General features: G+C 64.5%; 19 protein-coding genes. 8 read left to right on the top strand and 11 right to left on the bottom strand.

Going from position 1 to position 21,581, the window contains the following annotated elements; translation table 11 throughout:
- Nucleotides 1–18 precede the first annotated feature (18 nt).
- Nucleotides 19–2,115, top strand: coding sequence for an EAL domain-containing protein (locus tag EJ076_RS25730; RefSeq protein ID WP_126069727.1), 2,097 nt, complete (start codon nucleotides 19–21; stop codon nucleotides 2,113–2,115).
- Between the two features lie 59 nt (nucleotides 2,116–2,174).
- Here EJ076_RS25730 and EJ076_RS25725 read toward each other — a convergent pair whose 3' ends face one another.
- On the bottom strand, nucleotides 2,175–2,369 hold the full coding sequence (locus tag EJ076_RS25725) for a hypothetical protein (protein WP_164548734.1): 195 nt from the start codon (nucleotides 2,367–2,369) through the stop codon (nucleotides 2,175–2,177).
- A 197-nt stretch (nucleotides 2,370–2,566) separates the two neighbouring features.
- Here EJ076_RS25725 and EJ076_RS25720 point away from each other — a divergent pair, with 197 nt between their 5' ends.
- Nucleotides 2,567–3,292 carry a 3-keto-5-aminohexanoate cleavage protein gene (locus EJ076_RS25720; protein ID WP_126069726.1) on the top strand — a complete coding sequence of 242 codons (726 nt, stop codon included), beginning with the start codon at nucleotides 2,567–2,569 and terminating at the stop codon, nucleotides 3,290–3,292.
- Nucleotides 3,293–3,300: 8 nt separating this feature from the next.
- Here EJ076_RS25720 and EJ076_RS25715 read toward each other — a convergent pair whose 3' ends face one another.
- Together EJ076_RS25715 and EJ076_RS25710 are read right to left on the bottom strand one after the other, a co-directional pair.
- Nucleotides 3,301–4,821, bottom strand: coding sequence for an AMP-binding protein (locus tag EJ076_RS25715; RefSeq protein WP_126071140.1), 1,521 nt, complete (start codon nucleotides 4,819–4,821; stop codon nucleotides 3,301–3,303).
- 32 nt (nucleotides 4,822–4,853) lie between these two features.
- Nucleotides 4,854–5,669: a p-hydroxycinnamoyl CoA hydratase/lyase gene (locus EJ076_RS25710; protein ID WP_126069725.1), complete on the bottom strand. Its 816-nt coding sequence runs from the start codon at nucleotides 5,667–5,669 to the stop codon at nucleotides 4,854–4,856.
- Between the two features lie 117 nt (nucleotides 5,670–5,786).
- Between EJ076_RS25710 and EJ076_RS25705 the strand changes: the two genes are divergently transcribed.
- Nucleotides 5,787–6,239: a MarR family transcriptional regulator gene (locus EJ076_RS25705; protein ID WP_126069724.1), complete on the top strand. Its 453-nt coding sequence runs from the start codon at nucleotides 5,787–5,789 to the stop codon at nucleotides 6,237–6,239.
- 9 nt (nucleotides 6,240–6,248) lie between these two features.
- Here EJ076_RS25705 and EJ076_RS25700 read toward each other — a convergent pair whose 3' ends face one another.
- The 4 genes from EJ076_RS25700 to EJ076_RS25685 form a co-directional block, all read right to left on the bottom strand.
- Complete coding sequence (locus EJ076_RS25700) at nucleotides 6,249–6,932, bottom strand: YoaK family protein (RefSeq protein WP_109660831.1); 684 nt, start codon at nucleotides 6,930–6,932, stop codon at nucleotides 6,249–6,251.
- Between the two features lie 130 nt (nucleotides 6,933–7,062).
- On the bottom strand, nucleotides 7,063–8,163 hold the full coding sequence (locus tag EJ076_RS25695) for a serine hydrolase domain-containing protein (protein ID WP_126069723.1): 1,101 nt from the start codon (nucleotides 8,161–8,163) through the stop codon (nucleotides 7,063–7,065).
- Nucleotides 8,164–8,247: 84 nt separating this feature from the next.
- Nucleotides 8,248–9,852, bottom strand: coding sequence for an ABC transporter substrate-binding protein (locus tag EJ076_RS25690; protein WP_126069722.1), 1,605 nt, complete (start codon nucleotides 9,850–9,852; stop codon nucleotides 8,248–8,250).
- Between the two features lie 54 nt (nucleotides 9,853–9,906).
- Entirely contained in the window at nucleotides 9,907–11,040 is a 1,134-nt protein-coding gene (locus EJ076_RS25685; protein ID WP_126069721.1) for an FAD-binding oxidoreductase, read from the bottom strand.
- 137 nt (nucleotides 11,041–11,177) lie between these two features.
- On the opposite strand from EJ076_RS25685, the gene EJ076_RS25680 reads away from it, so the two are divergent.
- Entirely contained in the window at nucleotides 11,178–11,795 is a 618-nt protein-coding gene (locus EJ076_RS25680) for an XRE family transcriptional regulator (RefSeq protein ID WP_109661424.1), read from the top strand.
- 129 nt (nucleotides 11,796–11,924) lie between these two features.
- Here the strand turns inward: EJ076_RS25680 and EJ076_RS25675 are convergent, their stop codons facing one another.
- Nucleotides 11,925–12,920, bottom strand: a complete 996-nt coding sequence (locus EJ076_RS25675; protein WP_126069720.1) for an ornithine cyclodeaminase family protein — start codon at nucleotides 12,918–12,920, stop codon at nucleotides 11,925–11,927.
- Between the two features lie 127 nt (nucleotides 12,921–13,047).
- Between EJ076_RS25675 and EJ076_RS25670 the strand changes: the two genes are divergently transcribed.
- Entirely contained in the window at nucleotides 13,048–13,509 is a 462-nt protein-coding gene (locus EJ076_RS25670; protein WP_126069719.1) for an Lrp/AsnC ligand binding domain-containing protein, read from the top strand.
- Here the strand turns inward: EJ076_RS25670 and EJ076_RS25665 are convergent.
- Nucleotides 13,506–14,405 (bottom strand): LysR substrate-binding domain-containing protein, encoded by a 900-nt coding sequence (locus EJ076_RS25665; protein ID WP_109660841.1) that lies wholly within the window; start codon nucleotides 14,403–14,405, stop codon nucleotides 13,506–13,508. The genes EJ076_RS25670 and EJ076_RS25665 overlap by 4 nt on opposite strands.
- A 127-nt stretch (nucleotides 14,406–14,532) precedes the next feature.
- On the opposite strand from EJ076_RS25665, the gene EJ076_RS25660 reads away from it, so the two are divergent.
- The 3 genes from EJ076_RS25660 to add all read left to right on the top strand — a co-directional run bounded on the left by EJ076_RS25660 (nucleotide 14,533) and on the right by add (nucleotide 17,459).
- The gene (locus tag EJ076_RS25660; RefSeq protein WP_126069718.1) at nucleotides 14,533–15,237 is read left to right on the top strand and encodes an SDR family oxidoreductase; all 705 of its coding nucleotides are present in this window, start codon (nucleotides 14,533–14,535) and stop codon (nucleotides 15,235–15,237) included.
- 50 nt (nucleotides 15,238–15,287) lie between these two features.
- Nucleotides 15,288–16,346 (top strand): Gfo/Idh/MocA family oxidoreductase, encoded by a 1,059-nt coding sequence (locus tag EJ076_RS25655; RefSeq protein WP_126069717.1) that lies wholly within the window; start codon nucleotides 15,288–15,290, stop codon nucleotides 16,344–16,346.
- Nucleotides 16,347–16,466: 120 nt separating this feature from the next.
- Nucleotides 16,467–17,459 carry an adenosine deaminase gene (gene add / locus EJ076_RS25650; RefSeq protein ID WP_126069716.1) on the top strand — a complete coding sequence of 331 codons (993 nt, stop codon included), beginning with the start codon at nucleotides 16,467–16,469 and terminating at the stop codon, nucleotides 17,457–17,459.
- 53 nt (nucleotides 17,460–17,512) lie between these two features.
- Here the strand turns inward: add and EJ076_RS25645 are convergent, their stop codons facing one another.
- Nucleotides 17,513–19,948, bottom strand: coding sequence for an EAL domain-containing protein (locus EJ076_RS25645; protein WP_245462879.1), 2,436 nt, complete (start codon nucleotides 19,946–19,948; stop codon nucleotides 17,513–17,515).
- Nucleotides 19,949–20,109: 161 nt separating this feature from the next.
- Nucleotides 20,110–21,387 (bottom strand): cytochrome c peroxidase, encoded by a 1,278-nt coding sequence (locus EJ076_RS25640; protein WP_126069715.1) that lies wholly within the window; start codon nucleotides 21,385–21,387, stop codon nucleotides 20,110–20,112.
- Nucleotides 21,388–21,581 lie beyond the last annotated feature (194 nt).

Below are 21,581 nucleotides of genomic sequence, written 5' to 3'. Positions count from 1 at the left end.
GAATGAGCGAAACAGACGATGGCGCGTCAGGACAAGAAAAATCGCAATGGAACGTTCTGGGCGAAGGCCCTGGAACGCGCCCATCTTGGCGTCTGGGATTGGGATCTTGCGACCGGCGACTGCTTCTATTCCGCGACCTGGGCGCGGATGCTGGGCTATGATGAAGGCGAACTTGCCAACGCCAGCGACCTGTGGCTGCAGCTGACCCATCCCGATGATCGCGAGCGGGCGCTGGCCAGCGGCGACCGCCACATTGCCGGACAGACGGATGCCATCGAGACCGAGCTCAGGCTGAAGCACAAGCAGGGCCACTGGGTCTGGGTGCTCGATCGCGGCGGCATCGTCGAGCGTGACGCTTCCGGAAAGCCGCTCAGGCTGATGGGCGTGCAGACCGACATCACCAAGCAGAAGGCCGCCGAAGCCGAGCTCGAGCAGGTCAATGTGCGCTTCCGGCTGGCACTCGCCGCCAGCGGCACCGGCATCTGGCACTACGACATCGCCACCAACAAGAGCTATTGGGACTCCCGCACCAGAGACATATTCGGCCTCGTCGCCGATACCGACGAGGTAACCGCCGACCTATGGCATACTTTCCTGCACCCCGACGACAGGGAAGTCACCGAGCAGGCGCATTTGCCGACACCCGGCTCGGACCGAGTTACCGCTTCGCAATACCGCATCATCAAGCGCGACGGCGAGATACGCCATGTCGAATCTCTGGTGCGCTTTATCGCCATTGCCGGTGCGGCTGGCCAGGTTCTTGGCACGGTGCGCGACATCACCGAGGAAAAACTGCGTGAGCAGGAGCTAGCCTATGCCGCCCGTCACGATGCGCTGACCGGCCTGTACAATCGCTCCGCCTTCGATCGGCTGCTCGCTGACCATATCGCGGCGGGTGCGCCGCTGGCTGTGTTCTATGTCGATCTTGATTACTTCAAGGCGCTCAACGATTTTGCCGGCCACGCTGCCGGCGACCTGGCGCTGAAGAGCGTTGCCGCCGGCATCCGCGCCTGCCTGCCGCCGGCAGCACACGCGGCGCGGCTGGGTGGCGACGAATTCGCGCTGCTGGTGCCGCATTGCGATGCCGCACAGGCCGAGAGGATCGCCGCTGCGGTGCTTGGCGCGGTGCGCGAGGCCGATCTCGGCGCGGCCGCGTCGACGCGCAAGCTGGCGGCTTCGATCGGCATCGCCTTCGTTGATGACGCCAACACGACGGTGGCCGACGCGCTGGCCTGCGCCGACGACGCCTGCTACGCAGCCAAGGCCGCCGGGCGCAACCGCTTTGCCATCTTCTCCACCGAGACGGCATCGGGTTCCGGCGGGCTGAACGCGGCGCGTGTCGCCGCCGACACCGTCGATGCCATGGAAGACGGGCGGCTGAAACTGTTCGGCCAGGAAATCCATCTGCTGGGCCGGCCCTGGCAGGAAAGCCGCCATGTCGAAGTGCTGGCTAGGCTCGTCGCACGCAACGGCCGGCTGGTGCCGCCTGGCGAGTTCATTCCGGTGGCCGAGCGCTTTGGTATCGCGTCGCGGCTCGACCGCTGGATCATCCGCACCGCGCTGTCGCGGCATGGTGCTGCCTTGCGCTCGGGTGCATTGACGCTCGGCTTCAACCTGTCGGCGCAGACGCTGAGCGATCCGCAGCTGTGGGACTTCGTCGACAGTGTCATCGAAGAGACCGGGGCGCCGCATTCGGGCATCGGCTTCGAGATCACCGAAACCGCCGCGGTCACCAATTTCGACGCCGCCGAACAATTCGTGCGCAAGGCGCGCGAGCGGCACTGCCGGGTCAGCCTCGACGATTTCGGCGCCGGCATGAGCTCGTTCGAGTATCTCAGGCGCTTTCCCGTCGACACGATCAAGATCGACGGTTCCTTCATCGAGCACATCACGCAAAGCCGCTTCGACCGCGAGATCGTGCTGGCCATCACCAGCATCGCCCGCAGCCTCGGCTGCGACGTGGTCGGCGAGAAGATCGAACGGCAGGACACGCTGGCGATGTTGAGCGACATGGGCGTCGCCTTCGGCCAGGGGTTTTTGCTGCACCGGCCGGAGCCGCTGGAGCAAATTGTCGTGCGCGCGGCAGGGGCAGAGACGGCCCGTAAGGCATCGTGATTCCGGATGTATCGAGATTCAGGCCGGGCCGGTTGGCCTGACCTGAATCTCAACATGTTCTATCCGGTTCGCCGCGCCGTTGATTGCGGAAACTCCAGCACTCCAGAATCGGATGGCCTGTGCTGCGCTTCCGCCACTGTTTCGATCAACAGATCGAGGGCGTCACAGGCCGTGCGGCTCGTCTCGTCATTGCCTTGCAGATAGTGATAGGCGCGTTCGAGGTGGATGCGGGCGGCTGAAAAATCGCTGGTCAATGGTCTCTCCATTATCCCACCCTAAAATACCTTGCCGGAGGCGAGGGAACGCCGGGTAAATATCCACAGGCGGCTTTTATTCAAATGCCACAGAAGGAAGGTACGGCAGTGATGCGCTGTCAGGAGAGACGCGGCCCAACTCTTTGCCATGCCGTGCCGCGCGGCTAGACTGTGCCTCCCTGTCGGAGGTGAGACCGATGATCGTCCAGGCCTGCATCAACGGCGCACGTTCGCGCGATTTTCATCCCCAGTTGCCGCTGGCCGCCGAGACGATGGCCAGCGATGCCGCCGCCTGCGTCACCGCGGGTGCCGCCGAACTGCACATCCACCCGCGCGGCGCGGATGGGCGCGAAAGCCTGGCCGCCGTCAGTGCTACCGTGCGGGCGGTACGCCAGGCCTGTCCGGGGACGCTGGTTGGCGTGTCGACGGGCGCCTGGATCGAGAACGATGTCGAGCGGACCCGCGCTGCGATCGCCGACTGGCGGGAGCTACCCGACTACGCCTCGGTCAATCTGTCGGAAGCGGATGCGCCCGCCGTGATGGTGCTGCTGCGCCAGCGTGGTGTCGGCATCGAGGCCGGGCTTGCCACGGTCGCCGACGCCGAACGCTTCGTCGGCCTTGCCGACCACGACCGGGTGCTGCGCATCCTGATCGAGATCGACATCCCAGACCTGTCGGCAGCACTTGACGAGGCGCACGGCATCGCCGCCGTGCTCGAACGCGCCGGGGTACGGCGGCCGATCCTGCTGCATGGCGTCGACGCCACCATCTGGCCCTTCGTCGCGCTTGCCCATCAAAAGCGGTGGTCGACGCGGGTTGGGCTGGAAGACGGCAAGACGCTCGCCGATGGAACGACGGCGAAGGACAATGCGGAAATCGTCGCTGCTGCCGTGGCGATTTTTCGCGGTGCGCCTGCGGTCTGAACGGCGCCTCAGTCCTGCCCGCCGACCGGTGCTGTCCAGCTGCGCAAGATGTGTTTCTGGATCTTGCCGGATGCGGTGCGCGGCAGCGCATCGGTGAGCAGGAATTCCTTCGGCACCTTGTAACGGGCGATGCGGGCGCCGCAGTGGCTTGCGAGATCAGCTGGATCGACAACACAGCCGGTTCTGACCACGACAAAGGCGCGCCCGACTTCACCCCAGCGCGCGTCGGCGACGCCGATCACGGCTGCTTCGGCGATGTCGGGATGATCGAGCAGCGCCATCTCGATTTCTGAGGGATAGACGTTCTCGCCGCCCGAGATGAACATGTCCTTGCGGCGGTCGACAAGGGTGACGAAGCCTTCCTCATCCTGCCTGGCGATGTCGCCGGTGCGGAACCAGCCATCGGCGGTGAAGGCCCGCGCGGTCTCTTCTGGCCGGCTCCAGTAGCCTGATGTGATGGAGGGGCCGGACAGCCATATCTCGCCTGGTTCTCCGGCAGCGACATCGCGGCCTTGGTCGTCGACGATGCGCAGCCCGATCGTCGGCGCCGGCAGGCCGGACGAGCCCGCCTTGCCTGCGATGCGGTCGGCTTCGATAGGCATGCCGAGCACGGTGCCGGCTTCGGTCATGCCGAAGCCGTCTACCATGCGCACACCTTGTGCCAGCCACCAGTTGATGTCTGCGGCCGGATTCGGCGCGCCGCCGGTGAAGATGGCGGTCAGCGCGGTCCAATTCGAAGGCGCAAAATCTGGATGGTCGCGCAGCATCCTGGCCATCTGCGGTACGCAGAAATAATGGGTGACGCCGAGCGCGGGATCAGCCAGGCGACGATTGGTGACGCCGGCGTCGAAGCCGGGCGAGATCAGCACCGTGCCACCCTGCAGCAGCGGCGGACGCAGGCTGGTGATGAGGCCAATGACATGGAACATCGGCGCGTCGCAGAGGAAGACGCTGGCATTGCCGACGCGTCCCAGCACGCCGAAATTGACCGCGGTGGCGAAAGCGTTGGCCTCGGTAACAATGACGCCTTTCGGCCGGCCTGATGTGCCCGATGTGTAGAGGATGATCGACGGGGCATTGCTGGCCGGCAAGGGACGGCGCGGTGCTGGCGCCTGTGCCTCGACTGCCGCCGCGAAGGCCGCGACTTCGGTCGGCACGCAGCCCTGGGGCAGCGTCATCTCAAGGGCGGTGTCGTGCAGCAGCAGCACCGGATCGCAATCGGCAAGGATCGCCTGCTGTTCGGCATTGGCGAGCCGCCAGTTGAGCGGCACGAAGATGGCGCCGAGCCGCATCGCTGCCTGCTGCAGGACAACCAGGTCTGCGCTGTTGCGGGCAAGCGTGGCGATGCGTTGTCCCGGCTCGATGCCGTAGCCTGCTTGGAGGACGCCGACGGCACGCTGGATAGCCTCGTCGAGCGCCGCGTAGGTCCAGCGCTGGCCGGATGCCAGGTCGACACAGGCAATGCGATCCGGCTGCGTCCTGGCGTGCAGGGCCACGGGATCCGATGTCGTCCAGGCCGGCATTCGCATCTCCTCCCAGATTGCGTCAGCGATTTGTCGCGTCACCTTGCCTTGTCGTAAGCGCCGAGACCGGGCTTGTAGCTCTTCTCGTCGATGAACTGGCGGATACCTTCCTTGCGGCCGTCATTGTCGTAGGAATTGGCCGCCTCCTGTGCCCGCACCAGATAATCCTCGGCATTGTCATAGGTCATTTCGGCGACGCGGCGGATGGCGTCCTTGGTCGCCTTGAGGGCAATGGGATTCTTCTTCAGCAAGATGGTCGCGACCTCGGTGACGCGCGCCTTCAGGTCCGCCAGCGGCAGGCTTTCATTGACCAGCTTCCAGGCGGCGGCCTTCCTGCCGTCGATGAGTTCGCCGGTCAGCGCATGGTACATGGCGTCGCGCATCGACAGGAGGTCGACCACAACCTTGGTGGCGCCGCCGCCGGGCAGGATGCCCCAGTTGATCTCGGACAAAGCGAATTGCGCCTCGTCGGCGGCGAAGGCGAGGTCGCAAGCGAAAAGCGGGCCGTAGCCGCCGCCAAAGCACCAGCCATTGACCATGGCGATGGTCGGCTTGCCGTACCAGCGCAGGCGGCGCCACCAGCCATACGCTTCGGACTGCGCCTTGCGGATGGCGCCAAGCCCCCTGGCTTCGGTCTCGCGAAAGTACTCCTTGAGGTCCATGCCCGCCGACCAGGCGCTGCCTTCGCCTGATAGCACCAGCACGCCGACATCGTCGCGGAACTCAAGCTCGTCGAGAACCTCCATCATGCGCCGGTTGAGCGCCGGGTTCATGCAATTGCGCTTGTCCGGCCGGTTGAAGCGCACCCAGGCAATGCCGTTCTCGACATCGAAGGCAACGGTCTCTTCGGTCATGGTCAGGTCCTCTCGTTCCGTCTGACAAATTGCTATGTAGCATAGCTATCGTATTTGCTATGTCGCATAGTCTTTTTTGCTTGACAAGAGGGGATGTTCGTGGCGATCGGTTGAAGCATGGAAAAGACCCGGCTCCGCACCAGTCCCGAAGACGCGCTCGACGCGCAGATCGGTTATAATCTGAGGCGCGCCTCAGCCTTGGCCTTGAATGATTTCGCCGTCGAGATGACTGACGCGGCGCTGCGCCCGGTCACCTACGCCATGCTGGCGCTGATCGACGAGAAGCCCGGCATCCGCGCCGCGGAGCTGTGCCGCCTGCTCGGCATGAAGAGCGCCAACATGGCGCCGCTGCTCGCCGAACTGGAAGAACGCGGACTGGTTGAGCGCGACGATCATGCCGAAGACGGACGCGTGCAGGTGCTCGCCCTGACGCAGGCGGCCAGGGAGGCCATGCCGGGATGGCGGCAACAGGTTCGCCGGCACGAGGACCGGTTCCTCCACAGGCTGACAAAAAAGGAGCGGGCGACGCTGCTTCGGTTGCTGCGGCTGATCTGGATGGACGAAGACTGAGGGGGCGGCCTACTTGGTTTCCTCGTCGGGCGCCGAAAGTCGCAGCAGCAGGGCGAAGAGCGCAATCACCGGTGGAATGACGAAGCACCATACATTGGCGAAGGCAAAGCCAAGTGCAGCGGCGGCGCAGCCGACAGCGAACACGGCGACCGCCAGTGCCATGCGCCGCAGGCGGGCGATCAGGGCAGGGCGGGTCTCCGGAGCCACGCCGCCGATGAGATCACCAATGTCGAGCATGATCTGGGTGGTGGTGCCGGTCATCAGTGTCGATGGCGGTGCGGCCGCGAGATGGACACGGTGCACCGCATTCTGGATCGCCATCGCGGCGACCAGCGCCATGCCGGTGACAATCGCGGCCGCGCCGTCGCCACTTGCGAAGGGACCAAAGCGGATCGCCAGCGCAGCACCAATGACGAGCAGCGCCAGTTTGGCCGCCAGCAGGACCCCGAGCGCCGGCAGCCCCCGCCTGCGCAAGCGCTCACCGGCGAGCCGGGTCAGGATGACGACGACGCAGAAGACCGGCAATGCCAGCAGCTTCGCCAGAACGCCCGAAATGCCGAGCACCAGCGAGGCGCCCAGCGTGACGAAATTTCCCGTCACATGCGCGGTGAACAGGCCTTGTAGCGCCAGGAACCCCGCCGTATCGACATAGCCGCCATTGAGGCTCAGCAGCAGTGGCAGCGTGGGTTTCATGGCGGCATCTCCAGTGACGGGCCTGGGATACCGTCTCATATCTCGGCGAGCCGTTCCATCATCTCGCCGCGAGTTGATCGTCTGTCGCGGGGTAGCGCATCATGCGACGGCCCGCGGCGCAGAACACCCTTCACCCCAGAATGATCTGGATCGCCTTGTCGACTACCGGATGCAGCCCACTCGCCTGGAAGGACAGCCGGTTGCCGGAGCCGACATTGCTGGTCATGGCGATGGTCAGGCTCGACTCCGGATCGTGCAGCATGACGGCGACGTAGCCGGGGATGCTGCCCTGGTGGCCGTAGAAGGCGCGGTCGGCGTAGGCGCTCTGGAACATGCCGGCGCCCGTTTCGCGCATGCGTGTGCCGGGGAAACTTGCCGGCACGCGGTGTTCGAACATCTCGGAGAAGAATGGCGGCGACAGCAGTTTGCCGGAGAACAGGCCGCGTATGAAGCTCACCATGTCGGACGGCGTCGACACCATGTCGCCGCAGCCATAGGCGGCGCCGAACGGGAAGGAATCCGAAGAATCCTGCAACGCATCGGAGTAGGGCAGCACGCCGTCCATGCGCCACATCTCGCCGCCCGAGGCGATGTCGGTGGGCGCGTTCGCCGCCGGCGGCGGCCGGTGGTAGTAGCCGCGCACCATCGATTTTTCCGGGAAGGCTTCGGTGGCCGGCGACCAGGTATTCTCCAGGCCGAGCGGCTGCAGCACCGCGCTTCTGACATAGCCGCCCAGCGACTGGCCGGAGACGGCCTCGATCACCATGCCGGCCAGCACAAAGCCGGTGTTGTTGTAGACGGCGGGTCCGCCTGGCGCTTTCTGCTTGTCGGAGGCGAAGGCGATGTCGACCAGCTGCTGCGGCGTCCATTGCCGGCTTGGGTCCATCGGAATGTAATATTCGAACTCCGGCAGGCCGCTGCGGTGGTTGATCAGCTGGCGCACCGAAATCTCCTTGGCGCCCGGCAGGTCGGGAAACCAGGAGGCGATCGGCGCGCCGAGATCGAGCTTGCCGTCCTGGGCAAGCTTGACCAGGGCGGCGGCAACGAAGGTCTTGGTGCAACTGCCCATCTTGAACAGCCGGTCGGGCGAGACGGCAACGTCATGTTCCCGATCGGCGAGGCCGGCGGTGACGGCGGTTGGCGTCGCGCCGTTCAGCTCGTAGGCAAGCGAGGCGCCCACCGCGCCGTCGGTGAGATAGGTCTTGAGGAGGGCGTTCAGGTCTTCACGCATGGATTCTGCTTTCGCCTCTAAATCGCTGGTTCTATACATGTCGGTGCACCCTCGGGTCGAGCCCGAGGGCAGGGTCGCCAAGCTTCACTCCGCCATATCGACCGCAGCAAAGTTCTGCCGGCCGAACGGGTCGAGCACGTAGTTGAGCACGCTCTTGCGGATCGGGATCGCCACCACCGAATGGGCGATCGGCGCCACCGGCACCTCGACCTTCAGGATCGCCTGCGCCCTGGCGTAGATGTCGGCGCGCTTTTTCGGATCGGCGGCGACGCGGCCGTCCTGCAGCAGCTTCTCGAAGGCCGGATCGCACCAGCGCGAGCGGTTGGAACCGCCCTTCACGCCGTCGCAGGAGAGCAGATAGCTCAGCATGTTGTCGGGGTCGCCATTGTCGCTGCTACCACCAAGCAGGTAGGCGTCCTGCTCTCCCGCCGCGGTGCGCTTGAGGTATTCGCCCCATTCGAAGCTGACGATCTCGGCCTTGACGCCGACTTTTGCCCAGTCGGCCTGGATCATCTCGGCCATACGCTTGGCGTTGGGGTTGTAGGGTCGCGACACCGGCATCGCCCACAGGCTGATTTTCAGGTCGCTCTCGTGGCCGGCTTCCTTCAGCAGTTTCTTGGCGCCGTCCGGATCATAGTCGATGCCGGCGTCGGTGACGGCGCCGATCTGCGCCGGCGGCACGACGCTGCCGGCCACCGTGCCGGCGCCGGCATAGACGGCGTCGACGATCGCCTTGCGGTCGATGGCCTTGGCCAGCGCCATGCGCACACGGACATCGCCAAGCGGCTGGTGCTCGACATTGAAGCCGAGAATGCCGATGTTCTGGCCCTTGAGGTCGAGCACGGTGATATTGGGGTCGGTGCGCAAATCGGCGACGGCGCTTGGCGGCGGCGGGGCGGCGACCTGGCACTCATTGGCCTTGAGGCGCTCGACGCGCGTGGTCGGCTCGGGCGTGATGGCGAAGACCAGCGTGTCGATCTTCGGTGCGCCGCGCCAGTAGTCCTTGTTGGCGGCGTAGCGGACTTGGCTGTCAGGGACATAAGCCTGCAGCACGAACGGGCCGGTGCCGACCGGTTCAGAGTCGATCAGTTCCGGCGTGCCGGCGGCCACCATCTTCTCGGTCTGCTCCAGCGACAGGATGGAGAGATAGTCGAGCGCAATGCCGGGCAGGAAGGTGACGTTGGCCGCTGTCAGGGTGAAGCGCACCGTGTAATCGTCGACCTTGTCGACCTTTTCGATCAGCGTGCCCATGCCCAGCGCATTGAAGTACTCGTAAGCGCCGCCGCCGAGCTTGTGGTAGGGATTGTTGGCGTCTCGCTGACGGTTGAAGGTGTAGAGCACGTCGTCGGCGTTGAAATCGCGCGAGGGCGTGAAATGGTCGTTCGACTGGAATTTCACGCCGTGCCTGAGATGGAAGGTGTAGGTCTTGCCATCGGCTGAGACATCCCAGCTTTCGGCCAGCGCCGGACCGACTTCTGTCGTGCCAGGCTTGAACTCGACCAGCCGGTTGAAAATCGTCTTGGCGGCGGCGTCCATGGTGGAATCGGCGATGCCGATCGCCGGGTTGAAGGTCTCGGGATTGGCTTCCGAGCAATAGACCAGGGTTTTGGCGTAGGCCTGTCCGCCGAGAAGGACGGACGAGGCCAGCAGGGACGAGGTAAGGACTGCGCGCAGAACGGTGGATTTCATCGCAAACGCTCCTGATGACACTTTATGGTTGAGGGAAGGGCAGGCCGGTGAATTTCATGGCGTCGCCGCCGCGGTGATGAAGCGATCGGGAGCTAGCGCCGCAGAAGTGACGCCGCGTGCCGCGAGATCGTCGGGCAGGGGCTGGCCGCGCAACAGCGCCGAACCCAGCCGCGCGAGCGTCAGCGACACCTGGAAACCGTAGCCGCCCTGACCGCCGAGCCAGAAGAAGCCGGGCAGCCGCGGGTCGAAACCGACGACCGGCGTGCGGTCGGGCGAAAAGGTGCGCAGGCCCGCCCAGGGCGTCGACGGACGGTCGATGCGCAGCGATGTCGCCTGTTCGATGCGGTCGACTGCGATGGCGACGTCGATGTCTTCCGGATAGGCGTCGCAGGGTTCGGAATCGGTTTCGTCGGCGAGCGAGCCGATCAGCCTGCCGGCATCCGGCTTGAAGTAGAATTGTTCGTGCAGGTCGACCACCAGCGGCCAGGCGCTGATGTCCGTGCCGGCGGGCGGATCGAACAGGAAGGCGGTGCGGCGCTTGGGCCGGAAGCCGAGGGCGGAGAGACCGGCCAGTCCGGCGACGACATCGACCCAGGCGCCGGCGGCGTTGACGACGATGTCGGCCTGATAGGCGCCGGTATTGGTGGTGATGTAGAAGCCGTTTGCGACGCGGGAAATCTCCAGCACTTCCTCGCCGGTGCGGATGATGCCGCCGCCGGCCTTCGCTGCCGAGGCTGAAGCCGCCAGCATTTTTGCCGTGTCGACATCCAGCGCGCCGGGTTCATGCACGCCGCCGCAGGTGGTTGCCGTGGCGATGACCGGCACCAGTGCGGTGACTTCCGTAGCCGACAGGCGCCGCACGCTGGGCACCAGCGCCTGCATCTCCGCCGCCATGCGGTCGACGGCAGCATTGTCCTCGACGCCGCCGACATGCAGCGCGCCGCGCCGGTGCGCGGCAAAGCCGCCGTCGACGATTTGCGGCCGGCTGGCCAGCGACAGCGCCCGCACCAACGCATTGCCGTAGGTTTCGGAAAACAGCGCCGCCGAGCGGCCGCTGGCGTGGTAGCCGAGATGCGGCTCGCGCTCGATCACGATGACCTCGGCCCAGGGCTGCACGGCCGCCGCCAGCGAGAGGCCGGCAATGCCGCCGCCGATGACGACGACTTTCTGGGGGGACTTTGACTGCATCCCCTAGGGGTAGAAATAATTTCGTATCCAGTCAATATTTAGCGTATAAGAAAATTGTTGATGTTGTTGATGGCAGCAGGGAGTTGGACTACCTAGGAATGACAGGCGGCTCGATGGGCCGCGCAACGGAGCTGACGATGTCGGAGCAACCGAACCTCGGTGATTGCCTGCGCGGCTTGAGGAAGACGCATGGCTGGACCTTGCAGGAGGTCAGCACGCTGACCGGCGTCGCGGTGTCGACGCTGTCCAAGGTCGAGAACGACCAGATGTCGCTGAGCTACGACAAGCTGCTGCAGATCTGCGAGGGGCTGGGCATCCATGTCACCGAACTGCTCAGCGGCGACCGCAAGCAGCCATCGGCGCGCACGCGGCGTTCGGTGACCTCGCAGTCCAACACGCTGCGCCAGCTGACCCGCAACTATGATTACCGCTATCTGGCGACCGACCTTGTGCGCAAGCGCATGGTGCCGATCCACGCCTTTGCGCGCGCCCGCACGCCGCAGGAGTTCGGCGCGCTGACCAGGCATGCCGGCGAGGAATTCCTGATCGTGCTCAAGGGCGAGATCGAGCTGCACACCGACCAGTATGCGCCGGTGCGGCTGAAACAGGGCGAAAGCGTCTACATCGATTCCACCATGGGCCATGCCTATTTGTCGGTGGGCGAAGGCGACGCCGAGATGCTGTGCGTCTGCTCGGGCGACGAGCCGGATATGGAAGGCACTCTGCTGAGTGTGCTGGAGACGGTGGAAGGGTAGGGGGCGGGCCCTGACATTCCCGACGTTTGCGCCGCCCCTCATCTGGCTGCCGCCATCTTATCCCCGTGAACGGGGAGAAGGGCGCTCCTATCGACGGGCGGCGCTGGCTTCAACAATTGAGCGGCTCCACTACAGCACAACAGCCCGCCCCATTCCTCGCCGAACCGCCTCGCAATAGGCGAGGTCGGCCGCAACCATGTCCTCCATGGCGACGCCCATGGCCTTGTAGACGGTGACCTGATCGGCGCTGACCCGTCCCGGCCGCAGCCCAAGCAGCATGTCGCCGAGCTCGGTTCCGGTTTTCGGGTCAATGCCCGCCAGTTCGCAGGAACCGACCGGCGTTGGGGCAAAGGCGTCTCTGGTCTCGACGAACAGGCTGGCCCGGCTGACAAGCTCGACCGGCAACTCGCCGCCGGGCGGGGCGACGCCGACCGATGAGACGTGGGTGCCGGGCCGCACCCAGTCGGCCGAGATCACGGGCTGGTAGGAATGTGTGGCAAGGCAGACGACGTCAGACGAGCGCACCGCGGCCTCGATATCGGCGACTGCAACGACACCCGGATGCTCAGCGGCAAGTGTTTGCGCATCTGAAAACTCCTTCGAGACGACGCGGATTTCGGCGAAGTCGCGCACCAGCGGCAGAAGATGCAGATGCTGGCCGGCCTGCACGCCGGCCCCGACCACCGTCGCGACCTTGGCGTCGCGGCGGGCGAGTTCACGCACCGAGAGCACGGCGGAGCCGGAGGTGCGCACGGCGGTGATATAGGTGCCATCCATGACGCAGACCGGCATGCCCGTCCCAGGGTCGAACAGATGGATGGTGGCGAGGTGGCTGGGGATGCCTTTGGCGATGTTGCCCTCGAAGACGTTGACGATCTTCACCGTAAGATGCATGCCCGCCGTCCAGGCAGGCATCGCCAGCGAATAGCCGGCCTGCGGAATGTCGAGCTGCGGCCGTGCCGGATTGACGACCTTGCCGCCGGACAGCGCCTTGAAGCCGCCGGCGAGCGCGTCGAGAAGCTGGCGCAGGTCGATGCAGGTTTTCACCTCGGCCTCGCTCAGGATGAGCACGGGCGTGTCGCCCTTGGCCTGGGCGCTGCGGGAGGTCGATAGAACCGATGTCATGGGATCCGCTTTCGTTGTCTGTTGCACGACAACGGTATTGCGATCCATCTGCGTGATGAAATATATTGTTTTCGTTATTTTAGCGTGACTATCACGCTTATTCCGGTTCAGAAGTGTGAATCCTGAAATGAACGATCTCGACCGCATCGACCGCTCGCTGCTGCGTTTGTTGCAGGAGGACGGCCGCCGCACGACGCTCGATCTGGCACGGCGGGTCGGCCTGTCGCCGACCGGAGCGGCGCAGCGGGTCAAGCGGCTGTTCGCCGAAGGGTTCATCCGCGCGGTGCGCGCTGTGCTCGATCCGGCCAAAATCGGACAGGCGCAACTCGTCTTCATCGAAGTGCGGCTCGACCACACCGCGCCGCATGTCTTCGACCGCTTCGCCGAGGCGGTTCTGCGGGCTCCGGAGATCATCGAGTGCCACATGGTGATCGGCGGCTTCGACTATCTGGTCAAGGCGCGCATCGCCGACATGGCGATGTTCCAGGATTTTCTGCAGCGCGTCATCCTGCCGCTGCCCGGGGTGCGGGAAACGCACACCTACGCCTCGATCGCCAATGTGAAGCCCGACGCCTTGCTGCCGATCTAGACCGGCGGCCTTTCTCCGGCATCGAGCAGCCACTGCCGCACGGCCTGCGTCGGCTCGGGATGGCGCTGCTTTCTCGGCATCACGACATAAAAATCCTGCGTGCCGCGCATTTCACCGCTGACCGGCTGAACCAGCCGGCCGGCGGCGAGGTCGGCGGCGACGAGAAAGCGGCTGGCCAGCGCTATGCCCTGGCCGGCGATGGCCGCGTCGATGGCGAGGCCCGTCTGGTTGAAGCGCATGCGTTTCAGCTCGGTCGTCATCTTCAGGCCGACTGCCTTTTCCATGAATTCCGGCCACAGATTGTGCGCATCGTGCAGCAGGACGTGATGCTGGATTTCGGTGGCCGCGATCTCGGCCGTGCCGTGTGGCAGCAGGGCCGAGCTGCAGACGGCGATGATCTGTTGGGGAAACAACAGGTCGACCATCAGGCCGGCGCCGAAGGGCGGCCGGCCTTGCCGCACCGCGATGTCGACACCGTCGACCTGGAAGCTCGACAGGCTCTCGCTGGCCAGCACGCGCAGGTCGACCAGCGGATTGTAAGTCACAAAATCCTGCAGCCTGGGGATCAGCCATTTGGTGGCGAAGGTCGGCGTCACGCTGATCGTCAGCCGCGCCGGTTCGGGACGAAGCAGCAGCGTCGCCTCCGAGATCAGGTCGAAGGCGCGGCGGATGTTGGGGACATAGGCGCGGCCCTCATCGGTCAGCGCCAGCCCGCGCGGCAGCCGCTCGAACAGCTTTGTGCCGAGATCGGCCTCCAGCCCGCGAATGTGCTGGGCGACCGCCCCTTGCGTGACGTTCAGCTCTTCGGCCGCGATGCGGAAGTTGAGATGGCGCGCCGAGGCCTCGAAGGCGCGCAGCGCATTCAACGGCGGCAGGCTGAGGAAGGCTTCGGGCATGCAGGAGTTTTTCTACAGGTTGATTTCAGGCATTCTGGTTCGAACCGGCAGGGAAAACCAGCTATATCAACGCTCAACTCCCGAAAACACCGCTTGCGGTGCCTGCCAACCCTGAGAGGAAAATCCAATGAGTGTAGAAAAAGTAGCTGTGGTCGTGGCCGGCGGCAGCGGCATGGGTGCGGCGGCGGCGAAGCGGCTGGCGGCGGACGGCTTCAAGGTTGCCATCCTGTCGTCCTCGGGCAAGGGCGAGGCGCTGGCTGGGGAATTGGGCGGGCTCGGCGTCACCGGCTCGAACCAGTCGAACGACGATCTGCAGCGCCTAGTCGATTTGACGCTCGATCGCTATGGCCGCATCGACGTGCTGGTCAACAGCGGCGGCCATGGGCCGCGCGCCCCGATCCTGGAAATCACCGACGAGCAGTGGCACACCGGCATGGACGTCTACCTGCTCAACGTCATCCGGCCGGTGCGCATCGTGGCACCGCAGATGGTCAAGCAGAAGGGCGGCGCCATCATCAACATCTCGACGGCCTGGGTGGTCGAGCCGAGCCCGATGTTCCCGACGTCCGCCGTGTTCCGCGCCGGCCTTGCCGCCTACACCAAGATCTTCGCCAACACCTATGCCGCCGACAATGTGCGCATGAACAATGTGCTGCCCGGCTGGATCGACAGCCTGCCGGCCACCGAAGAACGCCGCGACAGCGTGCCGATGCAGCGCTACGGCACCTCGGAAGAGATCGCCGCGACCATCGCCTTCCTGGCGTCGGAAGGCGCCGGCTACATCACCGGCCAGAACATTCGTGTCGACGGGGGCATCATCCGCGCTATTTGAGGGCGTCGGCCGAGAGGTCGATTCTGACCTCTCGGCTCAAGGAGCAAGAAATGCGGCTTTTGATACTCGGCACCGGCTGGATGGCGCAGGAACATGCGCGGCGCTTCAGCGCCATCGAGGGCGTCGACATTGTCGGTGCCGTCGATGTCGACCCGGCGCGCGTCGGCGAATATGCCGACAGCTTCAAGATCGCCAATCGCTTCACCTCGCTGGAGGCGGCGCTGGAATGGGGCGCTTTCGATGCGGTGGCCAATGTCACGCCGGACCGCATCCACCACCCGACCACCATGGCGCTGATTGCCGCCGGCAAGCCGGTGCTGTGCGAGAAGCCGCTGGCCGAAAATTTTGGCAAGGCCACCGAGATGGCTGACGCCGCTGAGGCCGCCGGCATCGTCAACATGGTGAACCTGACCTATCGCAATGTCGCCGCACTGCAAAAGGCCCGCCAGATGGTGCAGGCGGGCGAAATCGGCACGGTCAGGCATGTCGAAGCGTCCTATCTGCAAAGCTGGCTGGTGTCGAAATTCTGGGGCGACTGGCGCACCGATCCGAAATGGCTGTGGCGGCTGTCGCGCGGCCACGGCTCGAATGGCGTGCTCGGCGATGTCGGCATCCACATCCTCGATTTCGCCAGTTACGGCGCCGCGCTCGACATCGACCATGTCTTCTGTCGTCTGCGCGCCTTCGACAAGGCGCCTGATAACCGCATCGGCGAATACGGGCTCGACGCCAATGACAGCTTCGCCATGACGCTGGATTTTTCCAACGGTGCCTTCGGCGTGGTGCATGCCAGCCGCTGGGCATCAGGCCATCTCAACGAGCTGCGCCTGCGCATCTATGGCGATAAAGGCGGCATCGAGGTGGTGCACAATCTCGACGGCTCGGTGCTCAAGGCCTGCGTCGGCGAGAATGTCGAGAACGCCAAATGGGAAGAGCTCGACGCCGGCACGGTGGCGACCAACTACCAGCGTTTCGTCGATGCGGTGCGAACTGGCGTGCAGGCTGAACCGTCGTTCCGACACGCCGCTGAGTTGCAGAAGGTGCTCGATCTGGCCGTCGTCTCGGACGAGAAGCGTGCCGAGCTGCGGGCAAGTGCGGATACGCAGTAGGCTTGGGTTCCGCGAGGCGCTGCCAATCTCGCGGCCAACGCGCAATTCTTTCAATCATTTCTTGAAATGAGGATTGGCCGTTTCGTGATTTGATGGCGTCGGAGAACAGGGGAGACGCCATTGACCGATTTCATCGGACTGCCGAAAGCCGAAGTGCACATCCACGTAGAGGGCTGCTTCGAGGCCGATGATGTGATCAGGAACTGCGAGGAAGCCGGCATTCCGCTGCGTGCACCGCGCGACAGGCTCTTCGAAGCTCATGACCTCAAGAGCTTCCTCGAGATGCTCGACTGGCTGTGCGGGACGTTCCGGACGCGCGAGCAACTCGCCACCACGGCCTACAAGTTTGCACAGCGCATGGGTCGAAGCGGTGTGCGTTACGCCGACGTCATCGTCAACCCGACGCATTGGCCGCATTGGCATGGGAATATCCCAGGGATGATCGACGCATTCGATGCTGGTTTCGCGGCCGCCGAGCAGGACGGACACCCGCCGGTCGGGCTTTGCGTCAGCCTGCTTCGCACCCAGTCGGCGTCGGATGCGATCGAGCTGGTCGAGTTGCTGAGCGAAATCAGACACAAGCGCGTCGTTGCCCTGTCGATCGACGGGAACGAAGCGGCCGCCGGCCGCACCGGCCCGCGCTTCGCCGAAGCGTTTCGCCGTGCCGGCGCGGCAGGCTTGCGGCGCACCGTTCATGCGGGCGAGTCGAGCGGCCCGGAAGGTGTTCGCGACGCGATCGAACTGCTTGGCGCCGACCGCATCGACCACGGCGTGCGGGCGATCGAAGACCCGGACCTTGTCGACCTGCTGGCGCAGAAGCAGATTCCCCTAGGCGTCTGTCCGATCTCCAACGTGGCGCTCGGCGTGTATCCGTCGCTTGCCGAACATCCGCTCGACGCTCTGCGCAAGGCCGGTGTCCCCGTCTCGATCAACACCGACGATCCGACGCTGCTCGACACCACCCTCGAAGCATCCTATGCCGCCTGCGCCGAGGCCTTCGGCTGGGACGGCGAAACCATCCGCCAACTTGCCGCCACGTCAGTGCACGCGAGCTACGCCGACCCTGCGCTGAAGGCACAGATATTGGCCGATCTGGCAGCCTGGCGGAGCTAGAGCGATCCAGCCAGATACGCGTCATTCCGGCAGGACGCGTGTCTGTAGTCTTGTTACGCGGTCAGGGCTTCTGGCTGTTCGAAAAGCGCATGAAGCTCGGAGGCTGGCATTGGGCGGCCAAAGAACCAGCCCTGGACATCCGTGCAGCCATTCTCTCTGACCAGCCTGTACTGGTCCTCGGTCTCGACGCCTTCGGCTGTCGTCGTCATGCCGAGCGTGGTGCCGAGTTCGGCGACGGCCTTGACGATCGCCCGGCTTTCGCTGCTCTCGCACATCAGGCTGACGAAGCTGCGGTCGATCTTGATGCGGTTGAACGGGAACGACCTGAGATAGCTCAGCGAGGAATAGCCGGTGCCGAAATCGTCCATTGCTATGGAGATGCCGAGGTCGCGCAGGCCGTGCAGCGTGTTTAGCGTGTTTTCGTTGTTCGCCAGCAGCACCGACTCGGTGATCTCCAGCTCGAGCCGCGACGGCAGCAGCTCCGACGCCGCGAGCGCCGCGGCAACCTGAAGCGACAGCCCCTGCTGTTTGAACTGGGCCGGCGAGAGATTGACCGCGACCTTGACTGGCAGGGGCCATTTCGCGGCGTCGGTACAGGCACGCCGCAGGATCCACTCGCCAAGCGCGTCGATGACGCCCGTCTCCTCGGCCAGTTGGATGAACTCCGACGGCGGCAGCAGGCCGAGGCGCGGATGGTTCCATCGCACCAGCGCTTCGAAGCCGGTGAGTTGCGAGGTCTTTGCGTCGTGCAGCGGTTGATAGTGCAGGACGAACTGTTCTTTTTTCACGCCGAGTGCCAGCTCGGATTCGAGTTGGCGCCGCTCCTGCAGTCTCGCGTCCATTCCTGGCTCGAACGACCTGCAGGTCCCGCGGCCTTCCATCTTGGCCTTGTACAAGGCAAGGTCGGCATTGCGAATAAGGGTTTCAGAATTTTGCCCGTCGTCGGGGAAGACGGCGATGCCGATGCTGCCGCCGATGTTGATCTTGTGGCCATGGATGGAGAATTCGTCGGACAGGGCATGAATGACGCGGCTTGCCAGCACGCCGGCCTCGTCGTTACCGTCGAGCAGGAGCTGAAGGATGACGAACTCGTCCCCACCAATTCTCGCCACCATGGCGGTTTCGCCGGCATGGTGTTTCAACCGCTTCGCCACCGCACCGAGCAGCTCGTCGCCGACCGGATGGCCGAGCGTGTCATTGACCGGCTTGAAACGGTCGAGGTCGACGCAGTGGACGGCCAGCTTCTCGCCGTCCCTGAGGCTTCTCAATGCCTCGTCCATCGTTTCAGCCAGCAGGCCTCGGTTGGGCAGGCCGGTGAGAATGTCATGCGTGGCCAGGTGCTGGATCTCGGCGGTGCGTTCCTCGACCCGCCGCTCCAGGGTCTCGGCTGCCTCGACCTGCATCGTCATCGTCCGCCCGATCGCATACCAGCAGGCCAGCGCCAGCAGCGTGACCACCGCGACCGCCGCATAACCGGCCAGTTCGAATTCACGCACGGACTGGACGTCCAGGTTACTGTCGAACCGGCTGTTGGGGAAACCGGCCCAGAGACGCCATGCACTCCTGGGATCGTTGAGCGAGAGCGGGATGACTTCGGAATAGATCAGATTGGGGTCGGCCGCCGTGAAGGCACGGGAATCCGCCGCGAGCGCCGTCGACATCTTGTGCTGGTCGGATTCAAAGCCGTAGCCTGAATTGACGATGACATAGTCGCTGCTCGGCAACAGTTTGCGCAGCGCCGAGGTAAGCATGATCGCCGAGACGGAGCCGCGCAAGCTGCCATCCCCGCCGAAGACCGGGACCGAAAGGATGAAACCGGAGCGGTCCGCGTCATTGCCGGTGTGGATGAAATCGGTGTTGTCGCAGGTGATGAGCTCCTTCGTGCCGATAATCGGCACGTTGAGCCCGTCGATGGCGTTTGAATTCGGATAGTTCGTCTTCAGCCAGGCGAGCTGCTTTGCCAGTTCGTGGTATTCATAGGTCTCGATCTCCTCGGGGGGGCGGACCAGGGCATTCTGGTCCAACTTTCCGGGCTTCGCGTCCGCGGCGACCTCGGATCTCGCCTTGGCATTCACGATCAGCTGGTCGAATTGGAGGATCGGCTCCTCGAGCTTGCCGGTCACCGCATCGAAGCGGTCCGGGTTGAAATCCAGCGGCAGGAAGTAAACCTCGGAAATGGAGACGTTGTTGGCGAGGTTGTTGTAGATCTGCTGGATTGTCGCGCGGCCTTCGTCGCCCAGATTGGTGCCATGCCGGTCGAGGTTTTGGACGCTGGGCAGATAGGTCAAGGTCCGCACATTTTCATAGACGGCCCGCAAGGCGTCTTCGACGGTCTTGGCTGTCGCTCTGGAAGCGGCCTGGGAATTCTCGAGATAGCGCTCCTTGGCCAGCGCGAAGTTTCGCTGGGCATCGATATGCAACGCCGCCAGCGTCGCCGCGCCGGTCAACATGATAACAACAAATCCGGCCGCTCGCCTGAATGCGTTCATCAGCGCCCCACCATCGAGTGACGAGGATTACCGGAAAGCGGTTTAGGAAGCGCTAATGGGATATGTCTCTCTTTACCGGTCCCAAGCGTTGCGGCGCATCAAATCCGGCAAATCCAGAACCCTTTCTTTCGCCGGCGGACAGGCCAAACGAGCAAGGCGGTTCAGTTCGCTGGCGCTGCCTGCTGGTCGGCGTCGGTCAGCGTTTGCAGGAAGGCGACGATGTCGTCGATCTCGGGATCGGTGAGAGCTGGCTTGTTGCCGGGCTTCTTGCCGAAGGGCGGGTCCTGATTGAGGTTGACCCAGTAAGCCTTTGGCAAATCGGCGTTTTGCCGGACCGTGCCGTCGGTGTTTCTCGGGTACCAGCGGCCGGGATCGGTGTCGCGCGTCGCGTAGAAGGCGACCGCGTCGCGCAAGGTGTGGAAAGTGCCATTATGGAAGAAACTTTTGCGCACCGCCACGTTGCGCAGCGTCGGCGTGCGGAACAGGCCGCAGTAGTCAGCCCGGCTTTTGAAGTCCGTCCTGAGCGGGCCGCATAGGCCGAGATCGACATAGGCGGGGTCGGCATTGGCGGGAATCGCCCTGTTGCGTGGCACGGCAATGGCGATCAGGCCGAAATCGGTGAATTGCGGCGGTTCGCCATCATTGGCCGGTTCGCTCAGATGGCAGCTGGCGCAATTGCCCTTGGCCGCGTCCTCGAACAGCGCGCGGCCGCGCAATTCCTGCGGCGACAGCGTCGCCTTGCCGGCGAGGAAAGCGTCGTAGCGGCTGGAATAGGGATAGAAGTCGGGCGCACTCTGCTCGAAGGTCCCAAGCGCCTCGGCGGCGGCGTCGAGGGCGTCGTCCGGACGGTCGAACACCTGATCGCCGAACGCGGCCTTGAAGTCGTCGGCATAGGCGGCCTTGCGCAAGGCGGCGGTGACGGCGGCGGCATCCTTGTTGGCCATCTCGAACGGCGACAGCAGCGGGATCTTCGCCTGATCGCTGCCGCGGTCGGCACGGCCGTCCCAGGTCAGGCCGCCGGTTGGACCATTGTCGACGCTCTCGTCGCCCTCATCCTCCGAATCGTAGAAATGCTCGGTGAAGGCCGGCGCGGCCTGCAAATAGCGAAGCGAGGGCACGGCACGCAGTCCGGGCTGGTCGAGATGCGGCCCGCCCATTTCGACGGGTGCCGCCGAGGCCGGGCCGAAGGCATGGTGCGGGTCGTGGCAGGACGCGCAGGCCTGCTTGCCGGACGCAGACAGCGCCGGGTCGAAGAACATTTTTCGACCAAGCGTGGTCAGGGCGGCGGCGCGTGCGAAGGCATCCGCCCGCGACATCGGCCCGGGATGGACACTGCCGGTTCCGGCGCGAACAAGGGTTGCCGGCAGGGTCACGGCAAAGCTAAATATCGATGCTGCAGCGGCCGCGATCATCAGGCTTTTCCATCGTCCTGTCGTCATGGGCTCAATCCGGTTTGCCTGGGAATTAGGTGCGCACTGCAACGGATTGATGACTGGTCCATCCGCTCACGCAACCGTGTTCGCCGGCAGCGCAGATGTCACAAAGGTGACAAGGCATCGACTTAGCCTTTGCAGCCATGGCCGTTGCCCCCAGCCATGCATTGCCCCTCTAGCCATCACCCCAGCCATGAGGA

Source organism: Mesorhizobium sp. M7D.F.Ca.US.005.01.1.1 (assembly GCF_003952545.1).
Taxonomy (GTDB): domain Bacteria; phylum Pseudomonadota; class Alphaproteobacteria; order Rhizobiales; family Rhizobiaceae; genus Mesorhizobium; species Mesorhizobium loti.
This window is presented reverse-complemented; position numbering and strand designations above follow the sequence as displayed.

What these genes read in the sequence shown, in the direction of transcription:
- EJ076_RS25715 (WP_126071140.1), bottom strand. Translation starts at nt 4,821, where the DNA reads ATGCGAATGCCGGCCTGGACGACATCGGATCCCGTGGCCCTGCACGCC.
- EJ076_RS25670 (WP_126069719.1), top strand. Translation starts at nt 13,048, where the DNA reads ATGAACGATCTCGACCGCATCGACCGCTCGCTGCTGCGTTTGTTGCAG.
- EJ076_RS25680 (WP_109661424.1), top strand. Translation starts at nt 11,178, where the DNA reads ATGTCGGAGCAACCGAACCTCGGTGATTGCCTGCGCGGCTTGAGGAAG.
- EJ076_RS25645 (WP_245462879.1), bottom strand. Translation starts at nt 19,948, where the DNA reads ATGAACGCATTCAGGCGAGCGGCCGGATTTGTTGTTATCATGTTGACC.
- EJ076_RS25720 (WP_126069726.1), top strand. Translation starts at nt 2,567, where the DNA reads ATGATCGTCCAGGCCTGCATCAACGGCGCACGTTCGCGCGATTTTCAT.
- EJ076_RS25730 (WP_126069727.1), top strand. Translation starts at nt 19, where the DNA reads ATGGCGCGTCAGGACAAGAAAAATCGCAATGGAACGTTCTGGGCGAAG.
- EJ076_RS25655 (WP_126069717.1), top strand. Translation starts at nt 15,288, where the DNA reads ATGCGGCTTTTGATACTCGGCACCGGCTGGATGGCGCAGGAACATGCG.
- EJ076_RS25675 (WP_126069720.1), bottom strand. Translation starts at nt 12,920, where the DNA reads ATGACATCGGTTCTATCGACCTCCCGCAGCGCCCAGGCCAAGGGCGAC.
- EJ076_RS25665 (WP_109660841.1), bottom strand. Translation starts at nt 14,405, where the DNA reads ATGCCCGAAGCCTTCCTCAGCCTGCCGCCGTTGAATGCGCTGCGCGCC.
- EJ076_RS25695 (WP_126069723.1), bottom strand. Translation starts at nt 8,163, where the DNA reads ATGCGTGAAGACCTGAACGCCCTCCTCAAGACCTATCTCACCGACGGC.
- EJ076_RS25690 (WP_126069722.1), bottom strand. Translation starts at nt 9,852, where the DNA reads ATGAAATCCACCGTTCTGCGCGCAGTCCTTACCTCGTCCCTGCTGGCC.
- EJ076_RS25685 (WP_126069721.1), bottom strand. Translation starts at nt 11,040, where the DNA reads ATGCAGTCAAAGTCCCCCCAGAAAGTCGTCGTCATCGGCGGCGGCATT.
- EJ076_RS25705 (WP_126069724.1), top strand. Translation starts at nt 5,787, where the DNA reads ATGGAAAAGACCCGGCTCCGCACCAGTCCCGAAGACGCGCTCGACGCG.
- EJ076_RS25660 (WP_126069718.1), top strand. Translation starts at nt 14,533, where the DNA reads ATGAGTGTAGAAAAAGTAGCTGTGGTCGTGGCCGGCGGCAGCGGCATG.
- EJ076_RS25640 (WP_126069715.1), bottom strand. Translation starts at nt 21,387, where the DNA reads ATGACGACAGGACGATGGAAAAGCCTGATGATCGCGGCCGCTGCAGCA.
- EJ076_RS25710 (WP_126069725.1), bottom strand. Translation starts at nt 5,669, where the DNA reads ATGACCGAAGAGACCGTTGCCTTCGATGTCGAGAACGGCATTGCCTGG.
- EJ076_RS25700 (WP_109660831.1), bottom strand. Translation starts at nt 6,932, where the DNA reads ATGAAACCCACGCTGCCACTGCTGCTGAGCCTCAATGGCGGCTATGTC.